Source organism: Alkalibacter rhizosphaerae (genome assembly GCF_017352215.1).
Classification (GTDB): Bacteria; Bacillota; Clostridia; order Eubacteriales; family Alkalibacteraceae; genus Alkalibacter; species Alkalibacter rhizosphaerae.
Map to the genome: position 1 here is coordinate 1,441,457 of NZ_CP071444.1, position 22,887 is coordinate 1,464,343.

23 protein-coding genes and 1 tRNA gene are annotated in these 22,887 nt (G+C 49.9%); 13 read left to right on the forward strand and 11 right to left on the reverse strand.

The window, feature by feature from the left end; translation table 11 throughout:
* The first annotated feature begins 15 nt into the window (after window positions 1-15).
* Window positions 16-2,637, forward strand: coding sequence for a calcium-translocating P-type ATPase, PMCA-type (locus tag J0B03_RS07260; RefSeq protein WP_246798090.1), 2,622 nt, complete (start codon window positions 16-18; stop codon window positions 2,635-2,637).
* Window positions 2,638-2,695: 58 nt separating this feature from the next.
* Here the strand turns inward: J0B03_RS07260 and J0B03_RS07265 are convergent, their stop codons facing one another.
* Both J0B03_RS07265 and J0B03_RS07270 read right to left on the reverse strand, forming a co-directional pair.
* On the reverse strand, window positions 2,696-2,848 hold the full coding sequence (locus tag J0B03_RS07265) for a hypothetical protein (protein WP_207298976.1): 153 nt from the start codon (window positions 2,846-2,848) through the stop codon (window positions 2,696-2,698).
* Between the two features lie 20 nt (window positions 2,849-2,868).
* Window positions 2,869-4,014, reverse strand: coding sequence for a uroporphyrinogen decarboxylase family protein (locus J0B03_RS07270; RefSeq protein ID WP_207298977.1), 1,146 nt, complete (start codon window positions 4,012-4,014; stop codon window positions 2,869-2,871).
* Between the two features lie 129 nt (window positions 4,015-4,143).
* Here J0B03_RS07270 and J0B03_RS07275 point away from each other — a divergent pair, with 129 nt between their 5' ends.
* On the forward strand, window positions 4,144-4,737 hold the full coding sequence (locus tag J0B03_RS07275; RefSeq protein WP_207298978.1) for a TetR/AcrR family transcriptional regulator: 594 nt from the start codon (window positions 4,144-4,146) through the stop codon (window positions 4,735-4,737).
* Here J0B03_RS07275 and J0B03_RS07280 read toward each other — a convergent pair.
* Together J0B03_RS07280 and J0B03_RS07285 are read right to left on the reverse strand one after the other, a co-directional pair.
* A complete protein-coding gene (locus J0B03_RS07280; RefSeq protein WP_207298979.1) occupies window positions 4,682-5,848 on the reverse strand; it encodes a DUF3810 domain-containing protein in 1,167 nt (388 codons plus the stop codon). The genes J0B03_RS07275 and J0B03_RS07280 overlap by 56 nt on opposite strands.
* Before the next feature lie 119 nt (window positions 5,849-5,967).
* Entirely contained in the window at window positions 5,968-7,359 is a 1,392-nt protein-coding gene (locus J0B03_RS07285) for an MFS transporter (protein ID WP_207298980.1), read from the reverse strand.
* 359 nt (window positions 7,360-7,718) lie between these two features.
* Here J0B03_RS07285 and J0B03_RS07290 point away from each other — a divergent pair, with 359 nt between their 5' ends.
* Window positions 7,719-8,363 carry a GNAT family N-acetyltransferase gene (locus tag J0B03_RS07290; protein ID WP_207298981.1) on the forward strand — a complete coding sequence of 215 codons (645 nt, stop codon included), beginning with the start codon at window positions 7,719-7,721 and terminating at the stop codon, window positions 8,361-8,363.
* 59 nt (window positions 8,364-8,422) lie between these two features.
* Complete coding sequence (locus tag J0B03_RS07295; protein WP_246798091.1) at window positions 8,423-9,769, forward strand: YecA family protein; 1,347 nt, start codon at window positions 8,423-8,425, stop codon at window positions 9,767-9,769.
* Window positions 9,770-9,777: 8 nt separating this feature from the next.
* Here the strand turns inward: J0B03_RS07295 and J0B03_RS07300 are convergent, their stop codons facing one another.
* Both J0B03_RS07300 and J0B03_RS07305 read right to left on the reverse strand, forming a co-directional pair.
* On the reverse strand, window positions 9,778-10,185 hold the full coding sequence (locus tag J0B03_RS07300; RefSeq protein WP_207298983.1) for a hypothetical protein: 408 nt from the start codon (window positions 10,183-10,185) through the stop codon (window positions 9,778-9,780).
* Between the two features lie 156 nt (window positions 10,186-10,341).
* A tRNA-Pro gene (locus J0B03_RS07305) sits at window positions 10,342-10,418 on the reverse strand.
* A 131-nt stretch (window positions 10,419-10,549) separates the two neighbouring features.
* Between J0B03_RS07305 and J0B03_RS12330 the strand changes: the two genes are divergently transcribed.
* Both J0B03_RS12330 and J0B03_RS07315 read left to right on the forward strand, forming a co-directional pair.
* Complete coding sequence (locus J0B03_RS12330) at window positions 10,550-10,822, forward strand: RnfABCDGE type electron transport complex subunit D (protein WP_207298984.1); 273 nt, start codon at window positions 10,550-10,552, stop codon at window positions 10,820-10,822.
* The gene (locus J0B03_RS07315; RefSeq protein WP_256436443.1) at window positions 10,776-11,417 is read left to right on the forward strand and encodes an RnfABCDGE type electron transport complex subunit D; all 642 of its coding nucleotides are present in this window, start codon (window positions 10,776-10,778) and stop codon (window positions 11,415-11,417) included. The genes J0B03_RS12330 and J0B03_RS07315 overlap by 47 nt, the downstream gene beginning before the upstream one ends.
* A 75-nt stretch (window positions 11,418-11,492) precedes the next feature.
* Here the strand turns inward: J0B03_RS07315 and J0B03_RS07320 are convergent, their stop codons facing one another.
* The 4 genes from J0B03_RS07320 to J0B03_RS07335 form a co-directional block, all read right to left on the reverse strand.
* Window positions 11,493-11,948, reverse strand: coding sequence for an InlB B-repeat-containing protein (locus J0B03_RS07320; protein ID WP_207298986.1), 456 nt, complete (start codon window positions 11,946-11,948; stop codon window positions 11,493-11,495).
* A 261-nt stretch (window positions 11,949-12,209) separates the two neighbouring features.
* A complete protein-coding gene (locus J0B03_RS07325; protein ID WP_207298987.1) occupies window positions 12,210-12,743 on the reverse strand; it encodes a YqfB family membrane protein in 534 nt (177 codons plus the stop codon).
* A 36-nt stretch (window positions 12,744-12,779) separates the two neighbouring features.
* Window positions 12,780-13,769 carry a flotillin-like protein FloA gene (gene floA, locus J0B03_RS07330; protein ID WP_207298988.1) on the reverse strand — a complete coding sequence of 330 codons (990 nt, stop codon included), beginning with the start codon at window positions 13,767-13,769 and terminating at the stop codon, window positions 12,780-12,782.
* 2 nt (window positions 13,770-13,771) lie between these two features.
* Window positions 13,772-15,115 carry an NfeD family protein gene (locus J0B03_RS07335; protein ID WP_207298989.1) on the reverse strand — a complete coding sequence of 448 codons (1,344 nt, stop codon included), beginning with the start codon at window positions 15,113-15,115 and terminating at the stop codon, window positions 13,772-13,774.
* 216 nt (window positions 15,116-15,331) lie between these two features.
* Between J0B03_RS07335 and J0B03_RS07340 the strand changes: the two genes are divergently transcribed.
* The 7 genes from J0B03_RS07340 to J0B03_RS07365 all read left to right on the forward strand — a co-directional run bounded on the left by J0B03_RS07340 (window position 15,332) and on the right by J0B03_RS07365 (window position 21,816).
* Window positions 15,332-16,015 carry an ABC transporter ATP-binding protein gene (locus J0B03_RS07340; protein WP_207298990.1) on the forward strand — a complete coding sequence of 228 codons (684 nt, stop codon included), beginning with the start codon at window positions 15,332-15,334 and terminating at the stop codon, window positions 16,013-16,015.
* Window positions 16,012-16,800, forward strand: coding sequence for an ABC transporter permease (locus J0B03_RS12230; RefSeq protein ID WP_246798092.1), 789 nt, complete (start codon window positions 16,012-16,014; stop codon window positions 16,798-16,800). Before J0B03_RS07340 ends, J0B03_RS12230 begins: the two co-directional genes overlap by 4 nt.
* 17 nt (window positions 16,801-16,817) lie before the next feature.
* Window positions 16,818-18,668, forward strand: coding sequence for an FtsX-like permease family protein (locus J0B03_RS07345; protein ID WP_309485122.1), 1,851 nt, complete (start codon window positions 16,818-16,820; stop codon window positions 18,666-18,668).
* A 139-nt stretch (window positions 18,669-18,807) separates the two neighbouring features.
* Window positions 18,808-19,263 (forward strand): sigma-70 family RNA polymerase sigma factor, encoded by a 456-nt coding sequence (locus J0B03_RS07350; RefSeq protein WP_207298992.1) that lies wholly within the window; start codon window positions 18,808-18,810, stop codon window positions 19,261-19,263.
* A gap of 33 nt (window positions 19,264-19,296) precedes the next feature.
* Window positions 19,297-19,767 (forward strand): phage holin family protein, encoded by a 471-nt coding sequence (locus tag J0B03_RS07355; protein ID WP_246798093.1) that lies wholly within the window; start codon window positions 19,297-19,299, stop codon window positions 19,765-19,767.
* Complete coding sequence (locus J0B03_RS07360) at window positions 19,757-20,308, forward strand: D-Ala-D-Ala carboxypeptidase family metallohydrolase (RefSeq protein WP_207298993.1); 552 nt, start codon at window positions 19,757-19,759, stop codon at window positions 20,306-20,308. Before J0B03_RS07355 ends, J0B03_RS07360 begins: the two co-directional genes overlap by 11 nt.
* 113 nt (window positions 20,309-20,421) lie before the next feature.
* Window positions 20,422-21,816 carry an ATP-binding protein gene (locus J0B03_RS07365; RefSeq protein ID WP_207298994.1) on the forward strand — a complete coding sequence of 465 codons (1,395 nt, stop codon included), beginning with the start codon at window positions 20,422-20,424 and terminating at the stop codon, window positions 21,814-21,816.
* A gap of 72 nt (window positions 21,817-21,888) precedes the next feature.
* Here the strand turns inward: J0B03_RS07365 and J0B03_RS07370 are convergent, their stop codons facing one another.
* The gene (locus tag J0B03_RS07370) at window positions 21,889-22,872 is read right to left on the reverse strand and encodes a uroporphyrinogen decarboxylase family protein (protein WP_207298995.1); all 984 of its coding nucleotides are present in this window, start codon (window positions 22,870-22,872) and stop codon (window positions 21,889-21,891) included.
* Window positions 22,873-22,887 lie beyond the last annotated feature (15 nt).

Here is a 22,887-nt window from a genome sequence, read left to right on the forward strand (position 1 = left end):
TGGGAGGCGGCAACTTTGGCAGTTTACAACGAAAAAAAGGAAGAAATCCTGGAGCGACTGAAGACCGATGAAGTACAGGGTCTGACGGAAGAACAGGTTGCAAAGAAAACGGAACTTTTTGGCAAGAATCAATTAAGGGAAAAAAAGAAGGTCACCATATGGGAGCGCTTTTTCAACCAGTTCAAGGACGTGATGATCCTGATCCTGTTGGCGGCGGCAGCCATATCCTTCGGGGTGGCTGTGGCGGAAGGGCATTCCAGCGCCTTTTTTGAACCGCTGCTGATCCTCCTTATCGTATTTTTGAACGCCCTTATGGGGGTCATTCAGGAAAGCAAGGCGGAACAGGCTTTGGAGGCATTGATGGAAATGTCCGCCGTTCAGGCCCGGGTCATTCGCAGCGGCCAGGAACAGGTGGTGGATTCCGTCCATCTGGTACCGGGAGACATGGTCAAGATCGAAGCGGGAGATTTTGTGCCGGCAGACGGCCGTCTCCTCCAGTCCTCCAGCCTGAAAGTGGATGAATCGGCGTTGACGGGGGAATCCGTACCCGTGGAAAAGGACCATCGGGCGGAATTTGATGAGGAGATCCCCGTGGGGGATCGGGAAAACATGGTTTTTTCCGGTTGCGGCGTTACCTACGGAACTGGCCTTATGGTGGTCACCACTACGGGAATGGACACTCAGATGGGAAGCATTGCCGGGTTGCTGGAAAGCGAAGAACAGGGAAATACGCCTTTGCAGGATAAATTGGCCCAACTGGGAAAATACCTGGGCATCGTGGCCATTGCCGCCTGTGCCGTGGTCTTTGTCATTGGCGCTATTAGCGGGCTGCCACTTATGGCCCTGTTCATGACCGCCGTGTCCCTGGCGGTTTCCGCCATTCCGGAAGGTCTGCCGGCCATCGTCACCATCGTTCTATCCATCGGTGTCCAGCGAATGGTAAAAAGAAACGCCATCATCCGCCGTCTGCCCGCCGTGGAGACTTTGGGCAGCGCATCCATCATCTGTTCCGACAAGACAGGGACCCTGACCCAAAACAAGATGACCTTGATGAAAGCCTATGTGGATGGTATGGAAGATCTGGAGAACATATCCGACCACAACAGCGACGATACCCGAAAACTGTTGACCTATGCCACCTTGTGCAGCGAAGGTTCCGTTTCCGTTGAGGACGGGGAAGAAAAACAGATGGGAGATCCCACGGAGACCGCCATTGTTCTGGCTGCCCGCCACAACGGCATCGTCAAGGAAAAGCTCCTGGAGAAATACCCCCGACTGGCCACTTTGCCTTTCGATTCAGACCGAAAGATGATGAGCTCCATCCACGACATGGACGGAGAGATCATTGTGATCGTCAAGGGGGCCATGGACGAACTGTCCAAGCGATCCATTGAAGGGGATCTGGAGAAGGCAGCCCTGGAAAATGAAAACATGAGCCGCAACGCCCTGCGGGTGTTGGGTGTGGCATACAAGAGGATCGACAAGGTACCGGAGACCCTGGAAAGCGAGGATTTGGAAAAAGATCTTATCTTCATGGGATTGGTTGGGATGATCGATCCGCCCCGACCGGAAGCAAAGGAAGCGGTTAAGATCTGTCGAAGCGCCGGCATCAAGCCGGTGATGATCACGGGAGACCACGTCATCACCGCATCCGCCATCGCCAAGCAGCTGGATATCCTCCAGGATGGAGACGACGCCATCACAGGCTTGGAACTGGACCGGATGAGCGAAGAAGAATTCGACCAGCGGCTCCAAAAGATCTCCGTGTATGCCCGGGTCTCTCCGGAAAACAAGATCCGCATCGTTCGGGCCTGGCAGCGCTACAACCAGGTGGTGGCCATGACGGGAGACGGGGTCAATGATGCACCGGCCCTGAAAGCCGCCGACATTGGCTGCGCCATGGGGATCACCGGTACGGAAGTGGCCAAAGGGGCCGCCGACATGATCCTTACCGACGACAACTTCGCAACCATCGTAGAAGCGGTCCGGGAAGGCCGGGGAATCTATGAAAACATCAAAAAGGTGGTGGGCTTTCTTTTGGGTACCAACATTGGGGAGCTGCTTACCGTGTTCTTGGCCATGCTGATCTGGCAGAGGACACCCTTGTTGTCCATGCAGCTGCTTTGGATCAACCTGGTCACCGACAGCTTTCCAGCCATTGCTTTAGGGATGGAAAACATCGAACCGGGGATCATGGACAAAAAGCCCAAGTCCAAGGAGGAAGGGATCTTCGCCAACGGATACGGCCTGCAGATCCTTTTGCAGGGCACCATGTTTGCCATCCTTACCTTGAGTGCTTTTTATCTGGGATACGAGCAGACTGATGAGCTGGCCGGGGGACAGACCATGGCCTTCATCGTCTTGGCCATGTCCCAGGTGGTCCAATCCTTCAATATGCGCAGCGCCCGTTCCTTGTTCAAGATCGGACCTTTTACCAACAGCAAGTTGAACCTGGCCACCTTTACTTCCACGGCGTTGATGGCCTTGGTGGTCTTCACTCCCGTGTCCGTTGCATTTGGCCTGATCACCCTGTCAACGAACCTGTACCTGATTGCACTTGGTCTGGCATTGGTACCCCTGGTGGTCATGGAGATCGCTAAAGCATCCGGATGGGTCAAACATCATGGCGGCGTGTAAGAGAGAAAATAATGAATAAAAAAAGCTCCCGTTTCGGCGGGAGCTTTTCGTATGCTTGTCAGCTGATCAAAAACATGGTGAAGGCGAAGAACATTTCTTCCGTCCCTTGAAGGTCACCAGCCGCAAAGGGAACGGCCTCCGGGATCAGGTTGTACTTTTCTATGGCTTCTTCCATGGACGTGTAGTATTCAGACTTCATTTCATTGCTCATGAACTTGAACCTCCTTTTTATTAATAAACGGCGTTTTCTTTGACGTAGGTGCAGACGGCCTTCATGTTCTCCGGATTCACATCGTTGAGACGGATGATGGACTTGTCGAAGGAGAAGATGAAGTTTCCACCGGGAGCCAGAATGTCGATCAGTTCCTTGGCGTAGTCGACGCACTCCTGTTTGGTGCCGTTTCGAAGTTTGGAGAGGGGGTACAAACCGGAGATGATGTGCTTGTCCCCCAGGCGTTTCTTAATGTCTTTCGGATCGCCGTATTCAAACAGAAGCAACTGTCCTGCAGGCAGTTCTCCCAGGTAATCCAGGAATCGGGTGTAATCCTGTTCCACGAAGATGTTGGATCCAACGTTGCTCTCATCCAAGGCATCCACGAAAGCCTTGAACGTAGGCCAGTAGAACTTGGCAAAGTCTTTCTCCCGCATGTAGGGTCCCATGTGGAGGGGAATGAAGGTTCGGTTATACTTGCTGGAGTTTTGACCCAAACCGGTTTTGATGGCCAATGGCAACAGAGCTTCACAAGCGGCAATGACCTTGTCCGGAACCCGGCGGATGTCGGAGCTGATCCCTGTAAAGGATCGCAGTTGGTCAGCCAGGGTGTCAAAGGGAACGGTGGCGGCTCCGCTGGCAATGGAGTAGGTGGACTTTCCATATTTCTCGGCAATGCCGGCATATCCCTGTCCCATGGAACCCATGGTGGCAAAGAAATGGAAGAATGCTTTGGTCAGGGCCTTGCTGGCTTCAAACTTGTCCTTGGCCAGTGCAGGATATTGCCGAGGCAGTACTTTTTCCCAAATCGTCTTGTAGGCATCGGCGATCAGTTCGTCGTATTCGTCGATCTCCAGACCATGGACGTTGGGGTGTTGGATGAATCCGTCCCCTCCCATGATGAAGTTTCTGGCTTCTAAAATTTTGTAGAGGGAGGGAAGTCGGAACATGAGACCCATGACCACATCGCTGTCGAAATCCCGACTGGTGATGTCGATGGCTTCCAGGTTCTTTTCCACGCTGAACTGATCCGTACGCAGATCCATGCCTGCATACTCCAGGGCAAAGGCGTTGTCCACGTTGACCATGATGGGAGCCCGCTTTGGGATCTTTCCATCATAAACATCTTCGAACAACTTGTTTTTTTCTTGCGTTTGTGGATTCATAAACGATAATGACCTCCTTGAGATGGGCAAGATGCACCCAAACTTTTATTTGATTATATTTTACAATATTGTACAATAAGAAAGAAGAACAAAAATGCACACAGTGTCGAATTTTTCAAGGAGGAATGTATGGGATACAATCTGGAAAAGCAAAAACGGACTAAAAAAAGGATGGAAGATGCATTCATCCAACTCTATAAGGACAACAATTATGAGAAGATCACCGTCCAGCAGATCTGCAGGAAAGCGGGGATCCATCGCAGCACCTTCTATTTGTATTACGGAAACATGGAAATGCTTTTAAGAGAGCTGGAGGATCGGTTGCTGGAGAAGCTCCAGGAATACAACCACGCCCTTCATCCCTTTGATTTTCGAAAAACCAACCATCACGGGGAGGCCACCGCTTCCCTGGTTCCCATGGTGCGGTTTTTTCTGGAGCATCGCCTCACTTTTGTGGTTTTGATGTCTCCCCATGGAGACCCATATTTCCATCGAAAACTGCAGCGGTGGATCTGGGACGGCCTGGTATGGTCCCTCCACCGGGGAAATTTCAACATGGGACCCTATCAGCATTACGTAGTGGAAGGGCTGGTCAGCGCCGTATTTACCCTGCTGGAGCAAAGTTTGGAGAAAAACGAATTGGAACCGAAGGAGATCGCCTGGATGATCACGAAGATGATTTTTGGCTCTCCCTTTCTGGAGGTCGGCAAAAGGAGGGATTGATCTCCTTGCCGTCAAAGGTGTGAGGGTCCAGTCTTCGAAGGGCCAGCAGCAGGTCCACCATGCGGCCGTAGCTTTGAACGCCGTCGCTCTGGTCGTTCATCATCAGATACCGGTCGTTGACCCGGTTGGACGTCTCCCAGAGGGATCCCTGGTACTTGTCCCGGTAGATGTGGTGGTCCGCCAGGTCCCGAAGCATGCCTTCGGAGTAGGACGCCCGGATCTCTTCCCAAAGAGACGCATCGGCCCGGTAGAGCTGATTCATGGCGTTGTTTAGTGCCAGCATGGTCCCGGAATACTGAAAATCTGCAGATGGATGGGAAATGGCTGTCACATAGGCGATGAAGTTGGCTTCATCTTCCCGGGCATACCCGTGCTGATGGGCCATTTCATGGGTGATGGTGGCCGGGATCATATAGGGTGGAGTGGTAATGTTGACGTTGGCCTCTCCCGTTAGTGGAAAGTACATGCCGCTGGTCCCCATGTAGGACCAGAAGTGGGACAGAAAGACCCCTTTCGGGGTGCCGTAGTTTCCGGCGAGCATGGGAAAGAAAGAGCTTGCTGCCTCATAGCCTTCCTGGGCTGACTGAAAAAGCTCCGTCATGGATCTGGACGGGACAAAGACCCCCTTTTCATTTTCTGTGACCTGTTGTCGAAGTTCTACTGCCTGTCGGGTCAGGGACCGGCACAAGGAGGCCAGCTCCTCCGTCGTGGTGGGGCTCACGTAAAGGTCGGTCTGTCCGGCAAAGGAGACCCGGTGATAGTTCAGCCCCCAGGATAGTTGAAAGATCAAAAACAAAGAGGCTGCCAAAAGAATCATTTTTTTAAAAAAAGAAAAAAAGGGAAAGGGTTTTGGCAAGTTCCGTCGTATAAGAGTATACAGGATGTAGACGATCAATCCGCCCACACCCAGGTAAAAGAGGACAACCAATGCTTCCGCCAGGGAAAAGGGCAAATGGCCCACCAGTCGGCTGTATCTTTCCATCAAAACTGGATAAAGACCTCTGGAATAGAGGTTTTCCACTCGCAAAGGGTCTTGGCGAAGCCAAAAGACAAACAGGTATCCAATGGCAAGCAAACCATAGCCTGTCACTGATCTCCATTTTCCTTTCATTTCCCCTCACCTCCGTGTGGATAGTATACCATGAAAACTTGAAAGAACATTAAAAGACCCGTTGAAGAAAATCAACGGGTCTTTTCAACGATCAATTGTAGTTTTGTCGATGAAGAAGATTATTCGCCGGAAGCAGCCATAGCTGCCCGTACTCTATCTTCATTTTCTCTGGCATACAGTTCACAGTCTACGTCTCTCAACTTATAAGCAAACAAGATGATCAGACCGGAAGCAAGTGCCAACCCACCAGGAAGTCCGCCGAACAAGTACATGAACTTTGTGGCAAATTCCGGAGATGGGGCCATACCCGGCACATAGCCGATCAGTGCAAGACCGTATGCTCCAAGTGCTCCACCAAGAGCCATACCGATTTTAATGGGCATGTTGCCCATGGCCAGTGCAACGGCTCGGTTGTCTTTTCCGGTTTTCCAGTAGCCATATTCTCCGCAGTCCAGGAAATACAAGTTTCCAAAGCTCATGAAAAAGTACATTCCGATGGTGTTGGCGCATTGAAGAACGATGTAGATGATAAAAGAATTGGCGGCGAAGAATGCAATACCAAAGGACATGACTCCATAGGTGAGCATTCCGGCGACCATGGCATATTTCTTGCCCAGTTTGGTACCAACTTTAGGACCAATGACGCTGCCGACAAAACCGAAAAGTCCCGTAATGGTCAAGGCCAGTGCCATCAGTGTCAGATTTCCCAGAACGAACATGAAATAGAAGGTCATGATCCCCATGGCGACTTGTCCGGCTGTTTGGAACAAGGATTGACCCAACAGAAGAACCAGCAGTTGTCCGTTTGTAAGGACCGATTTGACCATGTCTCCCAAGGTGACGACAGGCATGCCCGGGGCGTCTTTTGGTTGACCCTTGTCATAAGGTTCGGAAACGCGAACGATCAAGGTTGCGGCGATGAAGAAAAGGACCGCTGCCGTAGTTGCCACGATGGAGAAGGCATAAGTTCCGCCAACTAAAGGAGTAAAAAAATTGACGGCAGGAAGTGCAGCAGCAGCAACGACGATTTGGCCGATGGCAGAAAATTGTGCATTCCTAAAAGAGAGTCGATTACGGTCCGCAAAGTTTGGACCGGCCATCATGGATAGAACGCCGAATTGAGATGGCGCCAAAAAGTCCATGGAGCCATGAAGCAGCAAATAACCAATAAATACAATGACGACTTGAGCGGCTAGAGGAAGTGCCGTTGTGTTGAAAAACTGCATGGTGATTCCAATCAAAACAGCCCAACGAAGAAGCTTGAACCAGGAGCGGTACTTTCCGCTTTTCATTTTGGTTCTTTCGATGACGCCCCCGGCACTTAGACCAATAAAAAAGTCGATGATCCGGGCTGCCAAAAGAATGGTTCCCATCAGTGCGGCGCCCATCCCAAGATGCTCCGTCATGAAAATCGTCAAATACATCATAGGGATCATAATACCAAACATGGACATGAATCCATAAATACCAAATCTGTTGACTTCCGAATTCGTAAGTCTTTCGCGATCCATAAAAAATACCCGCCTTTCTGTTTTTAAAATTTGAATTAGTACAATAGTCGAAAATGGAGTACCAAATCAGTTTATTGATATAAGCGTGCGCATCGCTTTTACCGAGGTATAGATAACCGTCCATGGCGGTTATTTATCATGCTATAATTATAGCTTGCTAAGATTCTCGTGTCAATGTAAATTTATATATATTTTTCATTTACAAATTTGTAATCAAGCTTTAGATTGATATTTGCTTCATAATGATCGGAAATGGAAAAATTTCTGGTTACTGGTATTGCTGCCTGCCATATATATGTTAGTCTAATGATAAGACAATGATAAAACAACGTTGCAGCTATAGAAGCGGAGGTTTGTTCATGAACAGGAAAGTGCACATCAGAAACGAAGAAGAAAAGGATCATCAAAGAGTGGAAGAGATCACAAGAAAGGCATTTTGGAACCTGTATGTGCCCGGGTGTGTGGAACACTATCTGGTCCACATCATGCGATCCCACGAAGATTTCATTCCGGAACTGGACTTTGTGATCGAGCTGAACGGACAGGTCATCGGCAATATTATGTACACGAAAGCGAAACTGGTGGATGAGGCCGGAGCAGAAAAAGAGATCCTCACCTTCGGCCCTGTCTGCATTTTGCCCGAATACCAAAGGATGGGATACGGGAAGAAGCTCATGGAGCATTCCTTTGAAAAGGCCATGGAGATGGGCCATGATACCATTGTGATCTTCGGCAGCCCGAAGAATTACGTGGGGCTCGGTTTCAAGAGCTGCAAAAGATACAACATCTGTCTGGAGGACGGAACCTTTCCTACGGCCATGATGGTCAAGGTACTCAAACCCGGAGCTTTGGACGGAAGAAAGTGGGTATATCACGACAGCCCAGTCATGGAGATCGATGAAAAAGATGCGGAGCGCTTTGACGAAACCCTGGGAAAAATGGAGAAGAAGGTCCTGGACTGCCAGGAAGAATTCTATATCCACAGCCATTCCATTATTCGTTAGGGATGATGGAGCAAAGATATATCAAAAGAAAAAGAAAAGAAAATTGGAGTGATGATGACATGAATAAAAAAACCGCTGAGAAGATTTTTGAAAAATACAACCGTCAAGATGATGTTGTTCGCTGCCCTTATGGGAGGGCCGGGACCCGTAAACTTCTCAACACCTACGCAAAAGCGGCCGTCCAATTGTATGGTGCCATCTCCCGGGAAGACTTTGTAAAAATATTCAACGATCAAAACACGGAACAGACGACCAGCCAAGAACTTTATGTTCTTTTGTTGCCGCTGGTATTGAAGGACGGCTGGTACGGATTCTACAAGGATCATCTGGTCCATTACTGGTTTTTTGACGATTTCGAGCAAGTGGAAAGGCTGTTGGAACATCAGGCAGGAAAGTCCCGTTATGTACCGGAAAAAAACGAATTCCTGGAATACGAGAAAGGCGATCTTACAGACAACGATCATTGGTGGGATGTATACCGCTTCATGCAGGAAACTTTCGGATATTCCATGAATACGACAAACGGATTTTACGAGGTGAAAGATTATTTCACCTATGGAAACGGCATCAGTGAATTGGGTCCCATCCTGGATCGCTACGATCTTGTCTTTAGCAGGGAAGATCAGTTTCATGCATTCATCAACATGCTGATGACGGCCAAAAACAATACCCGTACCTGGCTCAACAAGGGATGGACACCGGAAGAAATGCAACAGCAAATACGCCCACGAGACAACACTGCCATGGAATTTGAGGTGGTAAAAAAGCAGAAAGTTGGAAGAAACGATCCCTGTCCCTGCGGCAGCGGCAAGAAATACAAGAAATGCTGCGCAAAATCGGATAACTTGAAGACAGCCCATTTAAGCAGGGAAGAAGGCATCGAATTTTACAAGATATGGTATGGCTTGATGCATTTTGTCAATGAACGAAAGCATGTAATTCAAGCAACGATCAAACCGGATTTTCCCAACACCACACCAGAAGAACAGATCTACAAAGTACGGGAGATTTTGTGGGAAAACCCGGAGCTGATCGATGAATATATTGCAGAAACCGAACTCTCAAAGGAAAGGATCGAAATACTCAGCGCTTGGAGAAACAAACATATAAAAGGCATGTTTTTCATCCTGGAATACCAGCCGGACTTTGCGGTGGCCATTGGCGCGAATGAAAATGGAGAAGACCAGCTCTACGGGATCAAGGGGATCACCCATTCCATCGCATTTGCTTTTGACCAGAAATTGCCATTGCAGATCGAGACCGTCCTATTGCCGTTCAAGGGAAAACTCATATACGACAGCTTCATCGAAACCTCATCCATGGGGTTCGGGGACGGAGCGAAGGCTGCTTTCCAGGAGATGTACAAGAAGGCTCTTGAAAGCGGGATCATTACAGATTTGGAGTAAGCAAACAGCTATGGTTGCTTACTGTGCAAGGTCATGCTTCCATCCACACCTTCAATCACCAGCACCATTTCTTTGTGATCATCAAAGTCAAAGTCCACCTGCTGGCGGGCAAGGACCTGATCGTCATCACCAAGAATGGTCCAGAGGGCACTCTTTTCTGTAATGTCAAAATCAAAAGTCAGATCTTCTCCCTTTTCGATGGGAGTGCCGTTTGCATTGATTGCGCCACCGGATCGGGTATCCATGGAAAACTGGACGGAATAGACAGGCTCGTCGGTGTTGTTGACCACGGTGACAAGGTACTGGCCGTCCCTTTCCTGCTTCGAATTTGTTGGTGGAGAACAACCGACAAGAGTCATGGACAGGAGAAAAACGATCAACAGTATTCTTGATGCGGGTTGGTGGAACCATTTCATAGAAAAAACCTCCTTTTTATCGAATTGTAACATAAGTTTATCGTAAAACAATAAAAAAGTAGTCAATGTTCTGTAACAAGGAAGAAATAGAAAAAGGGTTTTCGTTGAAGACATTCTTCAATGAAAACCCTTTGTTTTTAATTTCGTGCATAAAAATGGTCGGAGTGAGAGGATTTGAACCTCCGGCCTCTTAGTCCCGAACCAAGCGCTCTACCAAGCTGAGCCACACCCCGACGCAAGGAATATTTTAACACAGAGAAGTGAAAATGGCAATGGTATTCAATGTTCGGTAGAAATATTTTCAGTGATTTCCAATTCAACCTTGGGGTATAACCTAAAAAAGCAGATAATGGGAGGTTTCATGATGAAAATGTTTAAAGGCATGCTCCTGGCACTGATACCGGCTACGCTTCTGGCGGTTTATTTTTTTCGCGAGAAAGCGGTTTTGCTGATTTTGGTCAGCGTTGGGGTTGCAGTAGGTTCGGAAGCACTATTTCAATTTCTATTCAAGAGAAAGTATACGATCAAGGATGGAAGCGCAATGGTAACCGGCTACGCTTCTGGCCTTGTCCGTTTCTCCATCCACTCCTTTGTATGTCATTGCAGCATCGGCTGCCGTGGGGATCGTTGTCGGTAAACAGGCTTTTGGGGGATTCCCTAAGAATCTCTTCAATCCGGCTCTTTTCGGACGACTGTTTCTTATTTTGGCCTTTCCCACGGCACTGACTCCCTGGCTGGCACCGGTGGACATGGTCTCGACGGCAACGCCCTTGCGGATTTTCAGAGACACGGGTGCTACAACGCCCATTTGGAACCTTTTTCTTGGAAACATAGGGGGGAGCATGGGAGAAGTCTCGGCACTGGCACTTCTGCTGGGGGCTACATACCTGATCTACAAGAAATACGCCAACTGGAGGATTCCGGCAGGCGTGCTGTCCGCCGTTGCCGTTATTGCATTGTTGAATGGGCAGAATCCTTTGTTCCACCTATTTTCCGGTAGTGTCATGTTGGGTGCATTCTTCATGGCTACGGATCCTGTCACGTCTCCCAAATCGGACAGCGGTCGCTTGATTTTTGGCAACGGTGTAGGAACCATTATAATGGTTATCCGATTATGGGGATGGGTTCCGGAGGGGACCACCTTTGCAATTTTGGGAATGAATTATTTTGTTCCTTTCATCAAAACGGAAATGCAGCGGATCAAAGCCAACAAGGAGAAAAAAGAAGGTTGATGCAAGGCCTACAAAAGGAAAACAACCCGGGGTCCATGATATACGAGGATCACCGAGCCGTTTTCTTCCGTCAAACTACAATGAAGTTTTCCTTTTGAAAATCAAGCCACAACCTATCGCACCCAGAAGCACTGGAAAAATCCTTGGGTCCCATCGTCCCGTATTCGGAGTGCCCGGAGTGTAGATGGCATAGAAAATGGTATCTTCCGCAAGGATGAAGGAGTCTCCCGGCAGATAGGTGATGCCCTTGCCGTCGGCTTGGGTGTTCCAACTGGCAAATACATAGCCGGGCTTTTCGAAGACGTTTTCCAAAATTCCCACCTTATCCAAAGGCAAAGGTGTGTAAGGGCTGTTGGGATCCACCAGGGTGCCGGTTCCCCCATTGGCATCGTAGGTGACGGTATAGGTCTGTAAGCCCTCCACCAAAGACTCTTGGGCAAGAACGCGGTATCCGGGGAGAAAAAAGGATCCCATGAGGGCGTGTACCATCAATAACACCAGCAGGATCATGATCCGTCTTATTTTCATCATAGGCACCTCCCAAACTTATTTCGTTTTGCTCTGTACTTCATCTATACCAAAAAAAGAACGAAAAAACGCACATATCCAAAACAAACGCTGGGGAGTATGCTTTGAATTAGGGATCAAAAACAATACCCACACTTTTCGTTGTAAAAAGTGTAAAGTGGCAAAAATCACTTCTCCACAAACAAATAGGGAACCTGACTTGATCCAGTCGGGTTCCCTATTTTTATCTTAGCTATTCTATTCTTATTTCACATTCTCCCTCACCTAGCGGTGGATGGGTCTGTGGGCTTTTTTCGCCCGGGGTGGACCCAGTACTTCCGCCATGACGATGCTTTGCTGCAGTCCGCTTGGAGTCAGGTTCTTTTGGATGGGAACATTCTTGAAGGTTTTTCGTTCCACTTGAAGGGGGCCGTCATCCTTGGGGATGTTTCGCTGGATGCGCTTGGCCTGCTCTCTCGTTTCCCGGTTTTCTCTTTCCGTGTTCACATTCAAGTCGGCCCGCAATCGTTCCATCTGATCGTTCATGGCTGCTGTGGATGCAGCGGCTCTCGGATCAGCCTGGACGGTCGGTGCCGTTTCCTGACTTGGGGCTGGTGCCACCTTCTTTTCGGAGGTAGCTTCCTGGTTCATTTCTTCGATCTGCTTGATCAGTTCCCTGCCGTATTCCATGAAGGATTTCTTCTGCTCAGGCTGCCGGGTGGGAGCTTCTCCGCCCTGGGTCTTTTGGGAACGGGCTCTCAATAGGCTGGAGCCTACCATTACAAGAATGGCTAACAGTGGAGCTATAATGTCTTCCATTTAATCACTCCTTTCGACCATCAGTGCCTGGAAGGATCATTCCTTGGGGGCATCCCCTTTGGTCATGTCACCGATGGATCCCCGCATTTGGGTATCTGCTCCGATGTTTTGGTAGTTCATGTAATCCATAACGCCCATCTTGCCGGTACGAAGTGCTTCTGCAAGTGCCAAAGGTACGGTTGCTTCTGCTTCCACAACTTTTGCACGCATTTCCTGAACGCGGGCGATCATTTCCTGTTCTTCTGCGACGGCCATTGCGCGACGTTCTTCCGCTTTCGCCTGGGCGATGCTCTTGTCGGCTTGTGCCTGGTCTGTTTGCAGGATGGCTCCGATGTTCTTTCCGATGTCTACGTCTGCAATATCGATGGACAGGATCTCAAAAGCGGTTCCTGCATCCAAACCACGGTTCAATACGTTTTTGGAGATGGAATCCGGGTTTTCCAGTACTTGCTTGTGGGAAGTGGCGCTACCGATGGTGCTGACGACCCCTTCTCCGACACGGGCGATGACCGTTTCTTCACCGGCTCCACCGACCAGTCGTTCGATGTTGGCACGTACGGTGATCCTGGCTTTTGCCTTTACCTCGATCCCGTCCATGGCAATACCGGCGATGAATGGTGTTTCAATGACTTTCGGGTTAACGCTCATTTGAACGGCTTGCAATACGTCACGACCGGCAAGGTCGATGGCGGCTGCCCGCTCAAAGCCCAGGTCGATGTTGGCTCGTTGTGCTGCGATCAGGGCGTTGACCACCCTGTCCACGTTACCACCTGCCAGGTAGTGGGACTCCAGCTGGTTGGCATCGGCGCTGACGCCGGCTTTATATGCTTTGATCAAGGGGTTGATGACCTTGCTGGGGACGACCCGACGCAAACGCATTCCGACCAGGGTGAAGATGCTGACCTTGACGCCTGCAGCCAGGGCACTGATCCACAGAGCCACCGGGATGAAGGAAAACAAGACAGCAAGTCCAATGATAATGACACCAATGATGATAATTGGTATGAAATCAGCAATACTAAACATAATTACGCCTCCTCATTTGTAATTTCTTTCACGACGACACGACTGCCGTACACTTGAACGATTTCTACAGGTTGCCCCGTTTTGATAAAGGTCCCTTCCGATACGATGTCGATCCGGTCGTCGTCAAACATGCCGGTACCCGACGGTCGAAGGGGTGTTAATGCGGTTCCTTTTCTACCGATCCAATCTTTCCGGTCTGTTGCGGACGTATATCCTCGATCCGGCGTTTCCCGGTCGGACAGGATGATATGTCGCAGGAATCCTTTTTGCAGCCCGATCTTCTTGTAGAGGATCACCGATGCTGCAATGGAGATGATCAGGGCCAGCAGAACGCTCATACCGATGGCGAAGATGTTGTCCGAGGCAAAGAACAAAGATGCCACGATGCTCAGTACACCCAGTCCGCCCAAGATCCCGCCTGGTACGAAAAACTCCGTGATGATCAGCCCGATCCCCAGGATCAGCAGCACCAATACCTCAAAGCCGGCAAACCCGGCAACGGCATGGCCGTAGAAAAATAGGATCAGGGATACGATGCTTGTTATGCCTGCGATACCAAATCCGGCAGTGTAGAGCTCAATGACGAACCCAAGACCGGCCAGTGTCAGCAGGATGGATACCACGATGGAATTGGTGAGGAATCGGGCCACGCTTTCCGCAGGGGTGATCTCCGCCTCCACGATGGTGGCATCGGGAAATCCAAGGACGGTCAGCAGTTCTGCTCGATGGTTCACGGTTCCCTGGGAATATCCCACTTCCAGGGCCTTTGTGGGACCCAGTGTCAGGAATTCTCCTGTTGGAGCATTCAGTTCCGGCAGATCGATGCTGGCATCCGCCATGGCTTCTGCATAGATCCGGTCTCTCCCGCCGGCTTCCGCCGCACTTCCCATGGCTTCCCGCCAGTAGGACTGGGCTTTCGCATCGGCAGCATTCCCGTCCTGGGTGATGATTCCGCTGGCTCCCATGGTGGCCTGTGGATTCATGTAGATGTTGTCCATGAACAGGGCAATGTAGGAACCGGCGGAAAGGGCTCTGGACCGGATGTAGGCCGTGGTGGGAATGTCGATGGCCTGGAGGATCTGTCCGATGTTGTCCGCCGCATCTACGGCGCCGCCTGGGGTATTGATCTCAAAGATGATGTGATCCGCATTGGCCTCGATGGCTTCATTGGTCGTTCGCCGCAAGAAAGCCTCCAGTCCCCGCTCCACTTCATTTTCGATGGGGATGACGTAGACCAGTTTGCCGGCACCCGTCGCTTCCACCGTTGGTGCATTGATCCCTGCCATCGTTGCAACTAGCAACAAGATGATCAGGGGGATCCATAAAAAAGAATAACGTTTTTTCATCGTTGGTTCACCACCTCTCGTTAAAAGATAAACAAAAATGTCTATCTCTTTAAGTATACCCCAACCTATAGGCACTTACAACAAATGAGGAGGCTTGTTTTTTTAGTAACGTAAACTTTTACACTTTGGTAACAAATTCTTAAGAATCTTGTAATCTTCCTTTAATGTGTCCGGTCTAAAATAGAGCAGAGACAAAAATACAGGAGGTTTTAATAGATGGAAATTCTAAAAGTAGAGAACCTCACCAAGACCTATGGTGACGGCGACAATATGGTAAAGGCATTGGATGACGTGTCCTTTGTCATCGAGAAAGGGGATTTTGTGGCCATTACCGGTCCCTCCGGTTCCGGCAAGTCCACCCTGCTGCACATTTTGGGAGGTGTGGACCGTCCCACTTCCGGCAAGGTCTGGATGGACGGCAGGGACGTCTACGGACTGGACGAGGAGATGCTGGCCGTCTTTCGACGACGGCAGGTGGGACTGATCTACCAGTTCTACAACCTGATCCCCGTTTTGGACGTAGTGGAGAACATGACCCTCCCCGTTCTCATGGATGGCAAGGAAGTGGCACAAGAGCGATTGACGGACCTGTTGGGGACCTTGAACCTCCACGGGAGGGAAAACCATTTGCCCAACCAGCTCTCCGGAGGCCAGCAGCAGCGGGTGTCCATCGGAAGGGCCTTGATGAACGAGCCGGTGGTCCTCCTGGCGGACGAACCCACGGGAAATCTGGATTCCAAGAACAGCCAGGACATCATCGAACTGCTGAAAGCATCCAACCGCAAGTATGATCAGACACTCATCATCATTACCCACGACGAGGCCATTGCCCGCCAGGCCAACCGGATCCTGACCATCGAAGACGGGAAGATCACCCGGGATGAGGTGATCCCTTCATGAAGATCTTGAACAAAGTGACCTTAAAGAACCTGCAGAAGAACAAGACAAGGACCCTGGTAACCATTATTGGTATTATTCTATCCGTATCCCTGTTTACGGCCATCACCACATCCGTTTTCAGCCTCCAGTCCTACATCATCGAAGTGGTCAAGGAACAGGAAGGAAATTACTACGGCGGGGTCTTGAACATCACTCTGGCAGACCGGCAGGCCCTGGCAGAAAAGGAAGAGGTGGAAGCCCTCTCTTCCCTGGAGCATGTAGGCTATGCTCGCCTGGAGGGCATCCAGAACGAGGACAAGCCCTATGTCTTCATCGGCGCCATGGATGAGGAGTTTTCTACCATGATGCCGGTCCACTTGGTGGACGGGGTCCTGCCGGAAAACAGCAGCCAGGTCCTTCTGCCGGAGCATCTATCCACCAACGGGGGAGTCACCCTCTTCCTTGGGGATACCCTAACCTTGAATGTGGGAAGGCGGGTATATGATGGAGGAAACCTGACCCAAACCCAGTCTTTTTTGAAGGGACAGGAAGAATTGGTTGGGGAGGAAACCAAGTCCTATACTGTAGTAGGATTCTATGAGCGGCCCACCTTTGAAGGATACACGGCCCCGGGTATACGGCGCTCACTGTTGCAGATGGTGAGGGAGAGGGGCCCTTGGACGTCTACATGCGGGTGGAGCCCATGGAAGGGATCTACACTTTTCTGGAAGATTCCGGATTTGAAGAGACCCTGGTCAACAGCGACCTGCTCCGCTTCAGCGGCAATTCCAACGAGAACACCTTGAATGCCGTACTTTACAGCATGGTGGCCGTCCTTTCCGCCATCATCATGTTCGGATCCATTTCCCTGATCTACAACGCCTTTTCCATCTCCATCAGCGAGCGGACCAAGCAGTTCGGCCTGCTAAAGTCTGTAGGCGCCACGAAAAAGCAGATCATGGGAAGCGTCCTCTTTGAAGCCTTTGTCTTGAGCGCCGTGGGGATCCCCCTGGGGATCCTGCTGGGTATCACCGGCATCGGCATCACCTTTACTTTTGCCAAGGACCTCTTCACGGCCCTGTGGAATTCCGGGACCAATGCCCAGTTGGTGCTTCGGATCTCCCCCGTATCCCTGCTGGTGGCTGCCGCTCTGGGGGTGGTGACTGTCCTGATCTCCGCCGCCATACCGGCGAGAAGAGCCGCCAGGATCTCCGCCATGGATGCCATCCGACAGACGGAGGACATCAAGATCAAGGCGGGAAAAGTGAAGACCAGCCGGATCACCTACAAGCTTTTCGGATTCAACGGCATGCTGGCAGCCAAGAACTTTAAAAGGAACAAGCGAAAATACCGGGCAACCGTCATCTCCCTGTTCATGAGCGTAGTCCTCTTCATCTCCGCTTCCAGCTTCACCAACTATTTGATGACCAGCACCAGCCAGCTCTTCGGGGAGGCCACCTACGACATCTCCTACACCCTGACGCCGGATCAACAAACCGATGAGGAGAGTGTCCGGGAACTTCTGACTTCCATAGAAGGCGTCCGGGATTCTTCCTATGAATACAGCGAAATGGGAGGAGGGATCCTGGTGCCGGAGGACCTGGTGGATGAAAACTACCGGAAACTGCTGGGATCCAGCTGGATGGAAGATGCGGTGGGCGCAACAGAAGGGGAAAAACTCCTGGACATGCACCTGATCTTTCTGGATGATGCCAGTTTTACAAAGCTTCTGGAAGACAACCGGCTGGGGGTAGAGGAGTACACGGATACCGACCGGCCCAAAGCCCTGGTCTATACCCAGGGGAAGATCTTCAACCCGGAAGATTCCAGGTATTACACCTACGATGCATTGAAGGAAGGGTCTTTCTCGGCGATAGGGATGGCCTTTAAGGAATTGGAAGGAGCCTACTTTACCGGAGAGGTCCGGGAAGACCAGCTGGTCTACCGGGACGACAACCAAGAGGAAGTCCTCCTTCCCAGGGAGGAAGGAATTATTACTCAAGAGTTGGAGCTGGGAGCCATCATCAAGGAGCTTCCCATGATGGCCGTCAATTCCATGGGAACGGACATCAAGGTCATCTATCCCTTCAGCGCCAGAACAGCGGTCCTGGGCGTAGAGGAAGAGGTCCCAGTCAACTTGTATTTCCATGTAGAGGATCACAAGGCCGCCTATGAAGACATGTCCCTCCTGCTCAAGGAAGAGAAGCTGTCCTACAGCCGGCTGACGGACCACGGGGCCTTCCAGGAGCAGGACCGGGCCATGGTCAGCGTCATCAACATCTTTTCTTATGGGTTCATCATCCTCATCTCCCTGATCGCCGCCGCCAACGTGTTCAACACCATTTCCACCAACATCCACCTGCGACGGCGGGAGTTTGCCATGTTGAAGACCGTGGGTATGACCCAGAGGGGCTTCCGGCAGATGATGACTTACGAGAGCACTCTTTATGGTCTGAAAGGCATCATTTACGGCATCCCCGTCGCAGTGGGGGTTACCTATCTGATCTATCGGTCCATCAGCAACGGCATGGATTTTGCCTTCTACATGCCCATGAAACCCGTGGCCATCGCCATTGGCAGCGTGTTTCTGGTGGTCTTTGCCAGCAGCATCTATGCCATGGACAAGATCCGAAAGGACAACCCCATGGACGCATTGAAGAACGAGAACATATGATGGAAAACAGGATGCCCGAGAGGAATCTCGGGCATTTTTGTATTTAAACCAAGGAAAACGGGTTTCTCTTCTCCATTTTTTCCATTCTATTATAGAGGAAGTAAACTCAAAATTTAAATGGAAGAAACAGGAGATAAATATGGATCAAACAATAAAGGATAATCCCTTTGGAAAAGGGTGGAATCAGGAAAGATTGGACAGTCTCTTTTTAACGCTGGAGCCCATGGTGCTGAGCTTGTACAAAAAATACGGCGAGGGAGCAGACTCCTTTGAGGATGCCTACCAGAATTCCTACGAGATCATGCTAAAGGCGGTCAACAGTTATGAAGAAGGCAGTTTGTTGCCCTTCATCCGGTATTATAAAGACCAGTTGATCCAGTACTATATGGATCAGATCCAGGAGAATGAACATCTTCAAGCCCTCCAGGAAGCCGTGGAAGCCTTGGATGACCGGGGACGCTGGTTTCTCTATCACCATTACTACCAGGGCAAGAAGATCGAGGACATTGCCGAGGAGTTTGGAATGAACATTCAGGGCCTAGGCAAACTGAAAGAGCGGGTCCTGGACCAGCTGAGGGACTACATGTCCGACTGATTTCCAACAATAGAAGGAAAGGAGAAAAACCATATGACAACGACCAACATCCAGGGATACTTCCTGCCAAAGCTGGCCTATATGAAGCCTGTGGAAAACGCCTTTATGGTGGGATCCATGGCAGCCATAGTACAGCTTTTCGGCGGATGGGATGCCCTGATGAACGGCTTGCTGGTTTTCATCTCCGTGGATTATTTGACCGGGCTCATGGCCGCCATCGTCCAGAAGAAATTGAGCAGCAAAACCGGATTTGCCGGTCTGCTTAAAAAAATCGTCATTCTGATGCTGGTGCTCATAGCCGCCCAGGTCGACCGGATCTCCGGAAATGGAGAACCTTATTTTCGCATGGCCACCGCCCTGTTTTACATTGCCAATGAAGGCATCTCCATTTTGGAGAATGCCGCCCTCATGGGTCTGCCCATACCCAAGGTGTTAAGGAACATCCTGGTGGGAATGCAGGAGGCGGGGGCTGTGGAGAGGAGCCAACAAAACAATGGACAATAAAGTGATGCAAGGCCTGCTTAATACATGGGACAAGGGGAGGACGACCCCCCTAGTCATGGACGGGATCATCGGTCCCTTGAGCAGGGAGAAGATCAGAAGGTTTCAAAAAGAACACGGCCTAGTGGTGGACGGCATCGCCGGTCCCATCACCAAGTACGAGCTCATGTTCTACAAGTACAAGGATTTCGAGAAAAGCGAATTCAAGTGCAAATGCGGAGGCCGCTTTTGCAACGGCTACCCGGCAAAAGTGGAGGAAAGCCTCTTGAAGCAGTTGCAGCAGATCCGGAACTACTTCGGCAAGCCGGTGATCATCACTTCCGGGATCCGCTGCAGGACCCACAACCATAACGTGGCCGGGGCGGACACCTCCCAGCACGTACACGGAAAAGCGGCGGACATCAAGGTCCAGGGAGTCAGCCCGGATTTGGTGTACAGTTACGCCAACCAGATCAATCGGGACGGCTGCGTCATCCGATACAAGACATTCAACCACATCGACCGTAGAGGGTATCGATTAAGGTTGGATTACAGGAACAGGTAGGAAAAGAGAAGTCGTTCTCGCCCAAAAGGGTGGGAGCGGCTTTTTAATAATTAATTTTATATACTTGAAAATATAATAATCTAGAGTATAATAAAATTATGGAGGGAATGCAAATGGAGCGATTTATCGATCGAGTAGAAGAATGGACCTTTCTAAATGAGGAATATGAGAGAGAAGGATCCTCTCTTGTAGTTCTATACGGCCGCCGGCGGGTTGGGAAAACTGCATTGGCGACAGAAATCATGAAGGGAAAAAATGCACTTTATTTTCTGGTGACGGAAGAAAGCGAGCAGCAAAATCTGGAAGCATTCAAGAATATGGTAGGAGACTTTTGTGACAACTCCTTGTTGAAAATGGCGAAAGTCGACCAGTGGCAAATACCTTTCGAAATTTTGCTGTCCAAAGCAGAAGACGAGAAACTTCTGTTGGTGCTGGACGAATTTCAATACCTGGGGAAATCTGATCCTGCATTTCCCTCTGTATTTCAAAAGATTTGGGATACCATGCTGAAAGACAAAAACATCATGGTCATTCTCTGCGGTTCTTTGATTTCCATGATGGAGAGCCAAACTTTGCACTACAGTAGTCCTCTATATGGCAGAAGAACAGGACAAATCAAGTTGAAGCAGATCCCATTCCAATATTATAAAGAATTTTTCCCGAATCTGGATCGCAAAAACCAGATCGAGTACTATGGGATCACTGGAGGGGTTCCCAAATATATGGAGATGTTTGCCGGAGAGATCGATGTCTTTATGGCAATTGAAAAGAACGTCCTGTCTAAACAAAGCTTTCTGTACGATGAACCCAATTTTTTGTTGCAGCGGGAAGTGGGGGAAGTAGGCAGTTACTTTTCCATCATGAGGGCCATCGCAGCAGGAAATCATAAACTGAGCAAAATTGCATCGTATTTGGGTTTGAAGCAGACGAACCTGACCAGGTACTTGAAGACGCTGATGGACTTGGACTTGTTGAAGAGAGAAGTACCCATTACGGAAGAAATTCCGGAAAAAAGCAAAAGAGGGTTATACAAAATCAAGGACAACTACATTGCCTTTTGGTTCCGCTTTGTGTATCCCAATTTGAGCTTCCTTGAATCCGGGAAACGGGATCATGTTATGAGAAAAATCAGAGATCATATGAGCGAAAGCCATACAAGCTACGTATATGAAGATGTTTGTATCGAAAGGCTGTGGCAGATGAACGATCAGGGTCCGTTGGAGTTTGTATTTGACCGTGCAGGCCGCTGGTGGAACAACAAGGAAGAAATCGACATCGTTGCCTACGAAAGCAAGGGGGAAAACATAATATTTGGGGAATGCAAGTATTGGAAGGAAAAAGTCGGCAAGAACGTCCTTTTCAATTTGGAAAGAAAAGCACAAGAAGTAGAATGGAAAAGAGGAAAACGCAAGGAGCATTTTGTCTTGTTCGGACTCAACGGCTTTACAGAAGATCTGATGAAGCTAACGAAGGAGAGGGAAGACGTCCTATTGGTGAAAGAGGTGTAGGATGCGTCCGGATTCTTACAAAAAAACAGCATTTCTGCGAAATGAAAATTCACGGAAATGCTGTTTTCTTTTTTATTTGTTGAACATGACTTCACTCATGCGCTCGATGGCAGCGCTGGTCTCTTTATAGACGCCCGGGAAGGAATCAAAGTCCATGCCCTGGGTCAGGTTGGGGATGAAATACTTGGTGCCGCATTCCCTGCAGGCTCTTTCTACATGTTCTGCGATGATTTCCGGGGTCCAGCCGGGGAAATCCACGCTGCCGCTGTCGATGTTTCCCATGAAAGTGATCTGTCCGCCGTATTTCTTGATCAGTTCCGGCGTGTTGTTGGTGGTCATGACACCTTGCCATACATCGACGCCCATGTCGATCATGTAGGGAACCAGGGTGGCGGCGAAGGAATCGCTGTGGTGGATGATGATCTCCACACCGTTGTCCCGATAGTACTGATAGATTTTCTTGTAGGCCGGCAGAATGAATTCTTCAAACATGGCCGGAGACATGAAGGTGGAGATTTGGCTGCCCCAGTCGTCATGGTGGTAGAGGCAATCCGGGTGCAGATGGTCGATCAGTTCCTTGGCATAGGAGATCTCCCACTCCGTCAGGTAGTCGATAAGTTCGTGCATGGCTTCCGGTTCTTCATAATAAGCGGTCAAAGCATCTTCCATGCTCATCAGGTGGTGGGTCATTTCGAAGATCCCGGGAGCGACGAACAGGGAAACGAATTTTTCGTTTCGATCGATGGCATTGGCATGGGCGATGGCGTCGGCCCAACGGGCTTCGTCAAATACAACGGACGGCGCCTTGACCTGCTCTCTCCACCGGGTGATGTCTTTGAGGACCTTGTGCTCCTCGTCGTGTACGGGAAAAGCGCCAAGTTGTCCTTCCGGCCAGCGCCAGGTGATCCCCCATCCGTTGACAAGCTCTGTTCCCGGAGGCGGATCCGCTTCCATGGGCGCTTCGTAGATGAATTCGAGAAACTCAAATTGGTTGACATATCTTTCTGGATCTTCTCCCCGGATCGTGGCCAGGAAATTTTCTTTTTTTGTCATCATGACAATACCTCCATT

Excerpts from the sequence above, each read along its gene's own strand:
- J0B03_RS07265 (WP_207298976.1), bottom strand. The coding sequence starts at position 2,848 with ATGAGCAATGAAATGAAGTCTGAATACTACACGTCCATGGAAGAAGCC.
- J0B03_RS07370 (WP_207298995.1), bottom strand. The coding sequence starts at position 22,872 with ATGATGACAAAAAAAGAAAATTTCCTGGCCACGATCCGGGGAGAAGAT.
- J0B03_RS07335 (WP_207298989.1), bottom strand. The coding sequence starts at position 15,115 with ATGAAAAAACGTTATTCTTTTTTATGGATCCCCCTGATCATCTTGTTG.
- J0B03_RS07320 (WP_207298986.1), bottom strand. The coding sequence starts at position 11,948 with ATGATGAAAATAAGACGGATCATGATCCTGCTGGTGTTATTGATGGTA.
- J0B03_RS07355 (WP_246798093.1), top strand. The coding sequence starts at position 19,297 with ATGACAACGACCAACATCCAGGGATACTTCCTGCCAAAGCTGGCCTAT.
- J0B03_RS07300 (WP_207298983.1), bottom strand. The coding sequence starts at position 10,185 with ATGAAATGGTTCCACCAACCCGCATCAAGAATACTGTTGATCGTTTTT.
- J0B03_RS07280 (WP_207298979.1), bottom strand. The coding sequence starts at position 5,848 with ATGAAAGGAAAATGGAGATCAGTGACAGGCTATGGTTTGCTTGCCATT.
- J0B03_RS07350 (WP_207298992.1), top strand. The coding sequence starts at position 18,808 with ATGGATCAAACAATAAAGGATAATCCCTTTGGAAAAGGGTGGAATCAG.
- J0B03_RS07295 (WP_246798091.1), top strand. The coding sequence starts at position 8,423 with ATGAATAAAAAAACCGCTGAGAAGATTTTTGAAAAATACAACCGTCAA.
- J0B03_RS07345 (WP_309485122.1), top strand. The coding sequence starts at position 16,818 with ATGGTGGCCGTCCTTTCCGCCATCATCATGTTCGGATCCATTTCCCTG.
- J0B03_RS07275 (WP_207298978.1), top strand. The coding sequence starts at position 4,144 with ATGGGATACAATCTGGAAAAGCAAAAACGGACTAAAAAAAGGATGGAA.
- J0B03_RS07270 (WP_207298977.1), bottom strand. The coding sequence starts at position 4,014 with ATGAATCCACAAACGCAAGAAAAAAACAAGTTGTTCGAAGATGTTTAT.
- J0B03_RS07365 (WP_207298994.1), top strand. The coding sequence starts at position 20,422 with ATGGAGCGATTTATCGATCGAGTAGAAGAATGGACCTTTCTAAATGAG.
- J0B03_RS07325 (WP_207298987.1), bottom strand. The coding sequence starts at position 12,743 with ATGGAAGACATTATAGCTCCACTGTTAGCCATTCTTGTAATGGTAGGC.
- J0B03_RS12330 (WP_207298984.1), top strand. The coding sequence starts at position 10,550 with ATGAAAATGTTTAAAGGCATGCTCCTGGCACTGATACCGGCTACGCTT.
- J0B03_RS07290 (WP_207298981.1), top strand. The coding sequence starts at position 7,719 with ATGAACAGGAAAGTGCACATCAGAAACGAAGAAGAAAAGGATCATCAA.
- J0B03_RS07340 (WP_207298990.1), top strand. The coding sequence starts at position 15,332 with ATGGAAATTCTAAAAGTAGAGAACCTCACCAAGACCTATGGTGACGGC.
- floA (WP_207298988.1), bottom strand. The coding sequence starts at position 13,769 with ATGTTTAGTATTGCTGATTTCATACCAATTATCATCATTGGTGTCATT.
- J0B03_RS07360 (WP_207298993.1), top strand. The coding sequence starts at position 19,757 with ATGGACAATAAAGTGATGCAAGGCCTGCTTAATACATGGGACAAGGGG.
- J0B03_RS12230 (WP_246798092.1), top strand. The coding sequence starts at position 16,012 with ATGAAGATCTTGAACAAAGTGACCTTAAAGAACCTGCAGAAGAACAAG.
- J0B03_RS07285 (WP_207298980.1), bottom strand. The coding sequence starts at position 7,359 with ATGGATCGCGAAAGACTTACGAATTCGGAAGTCAACAGATTTGGTATT.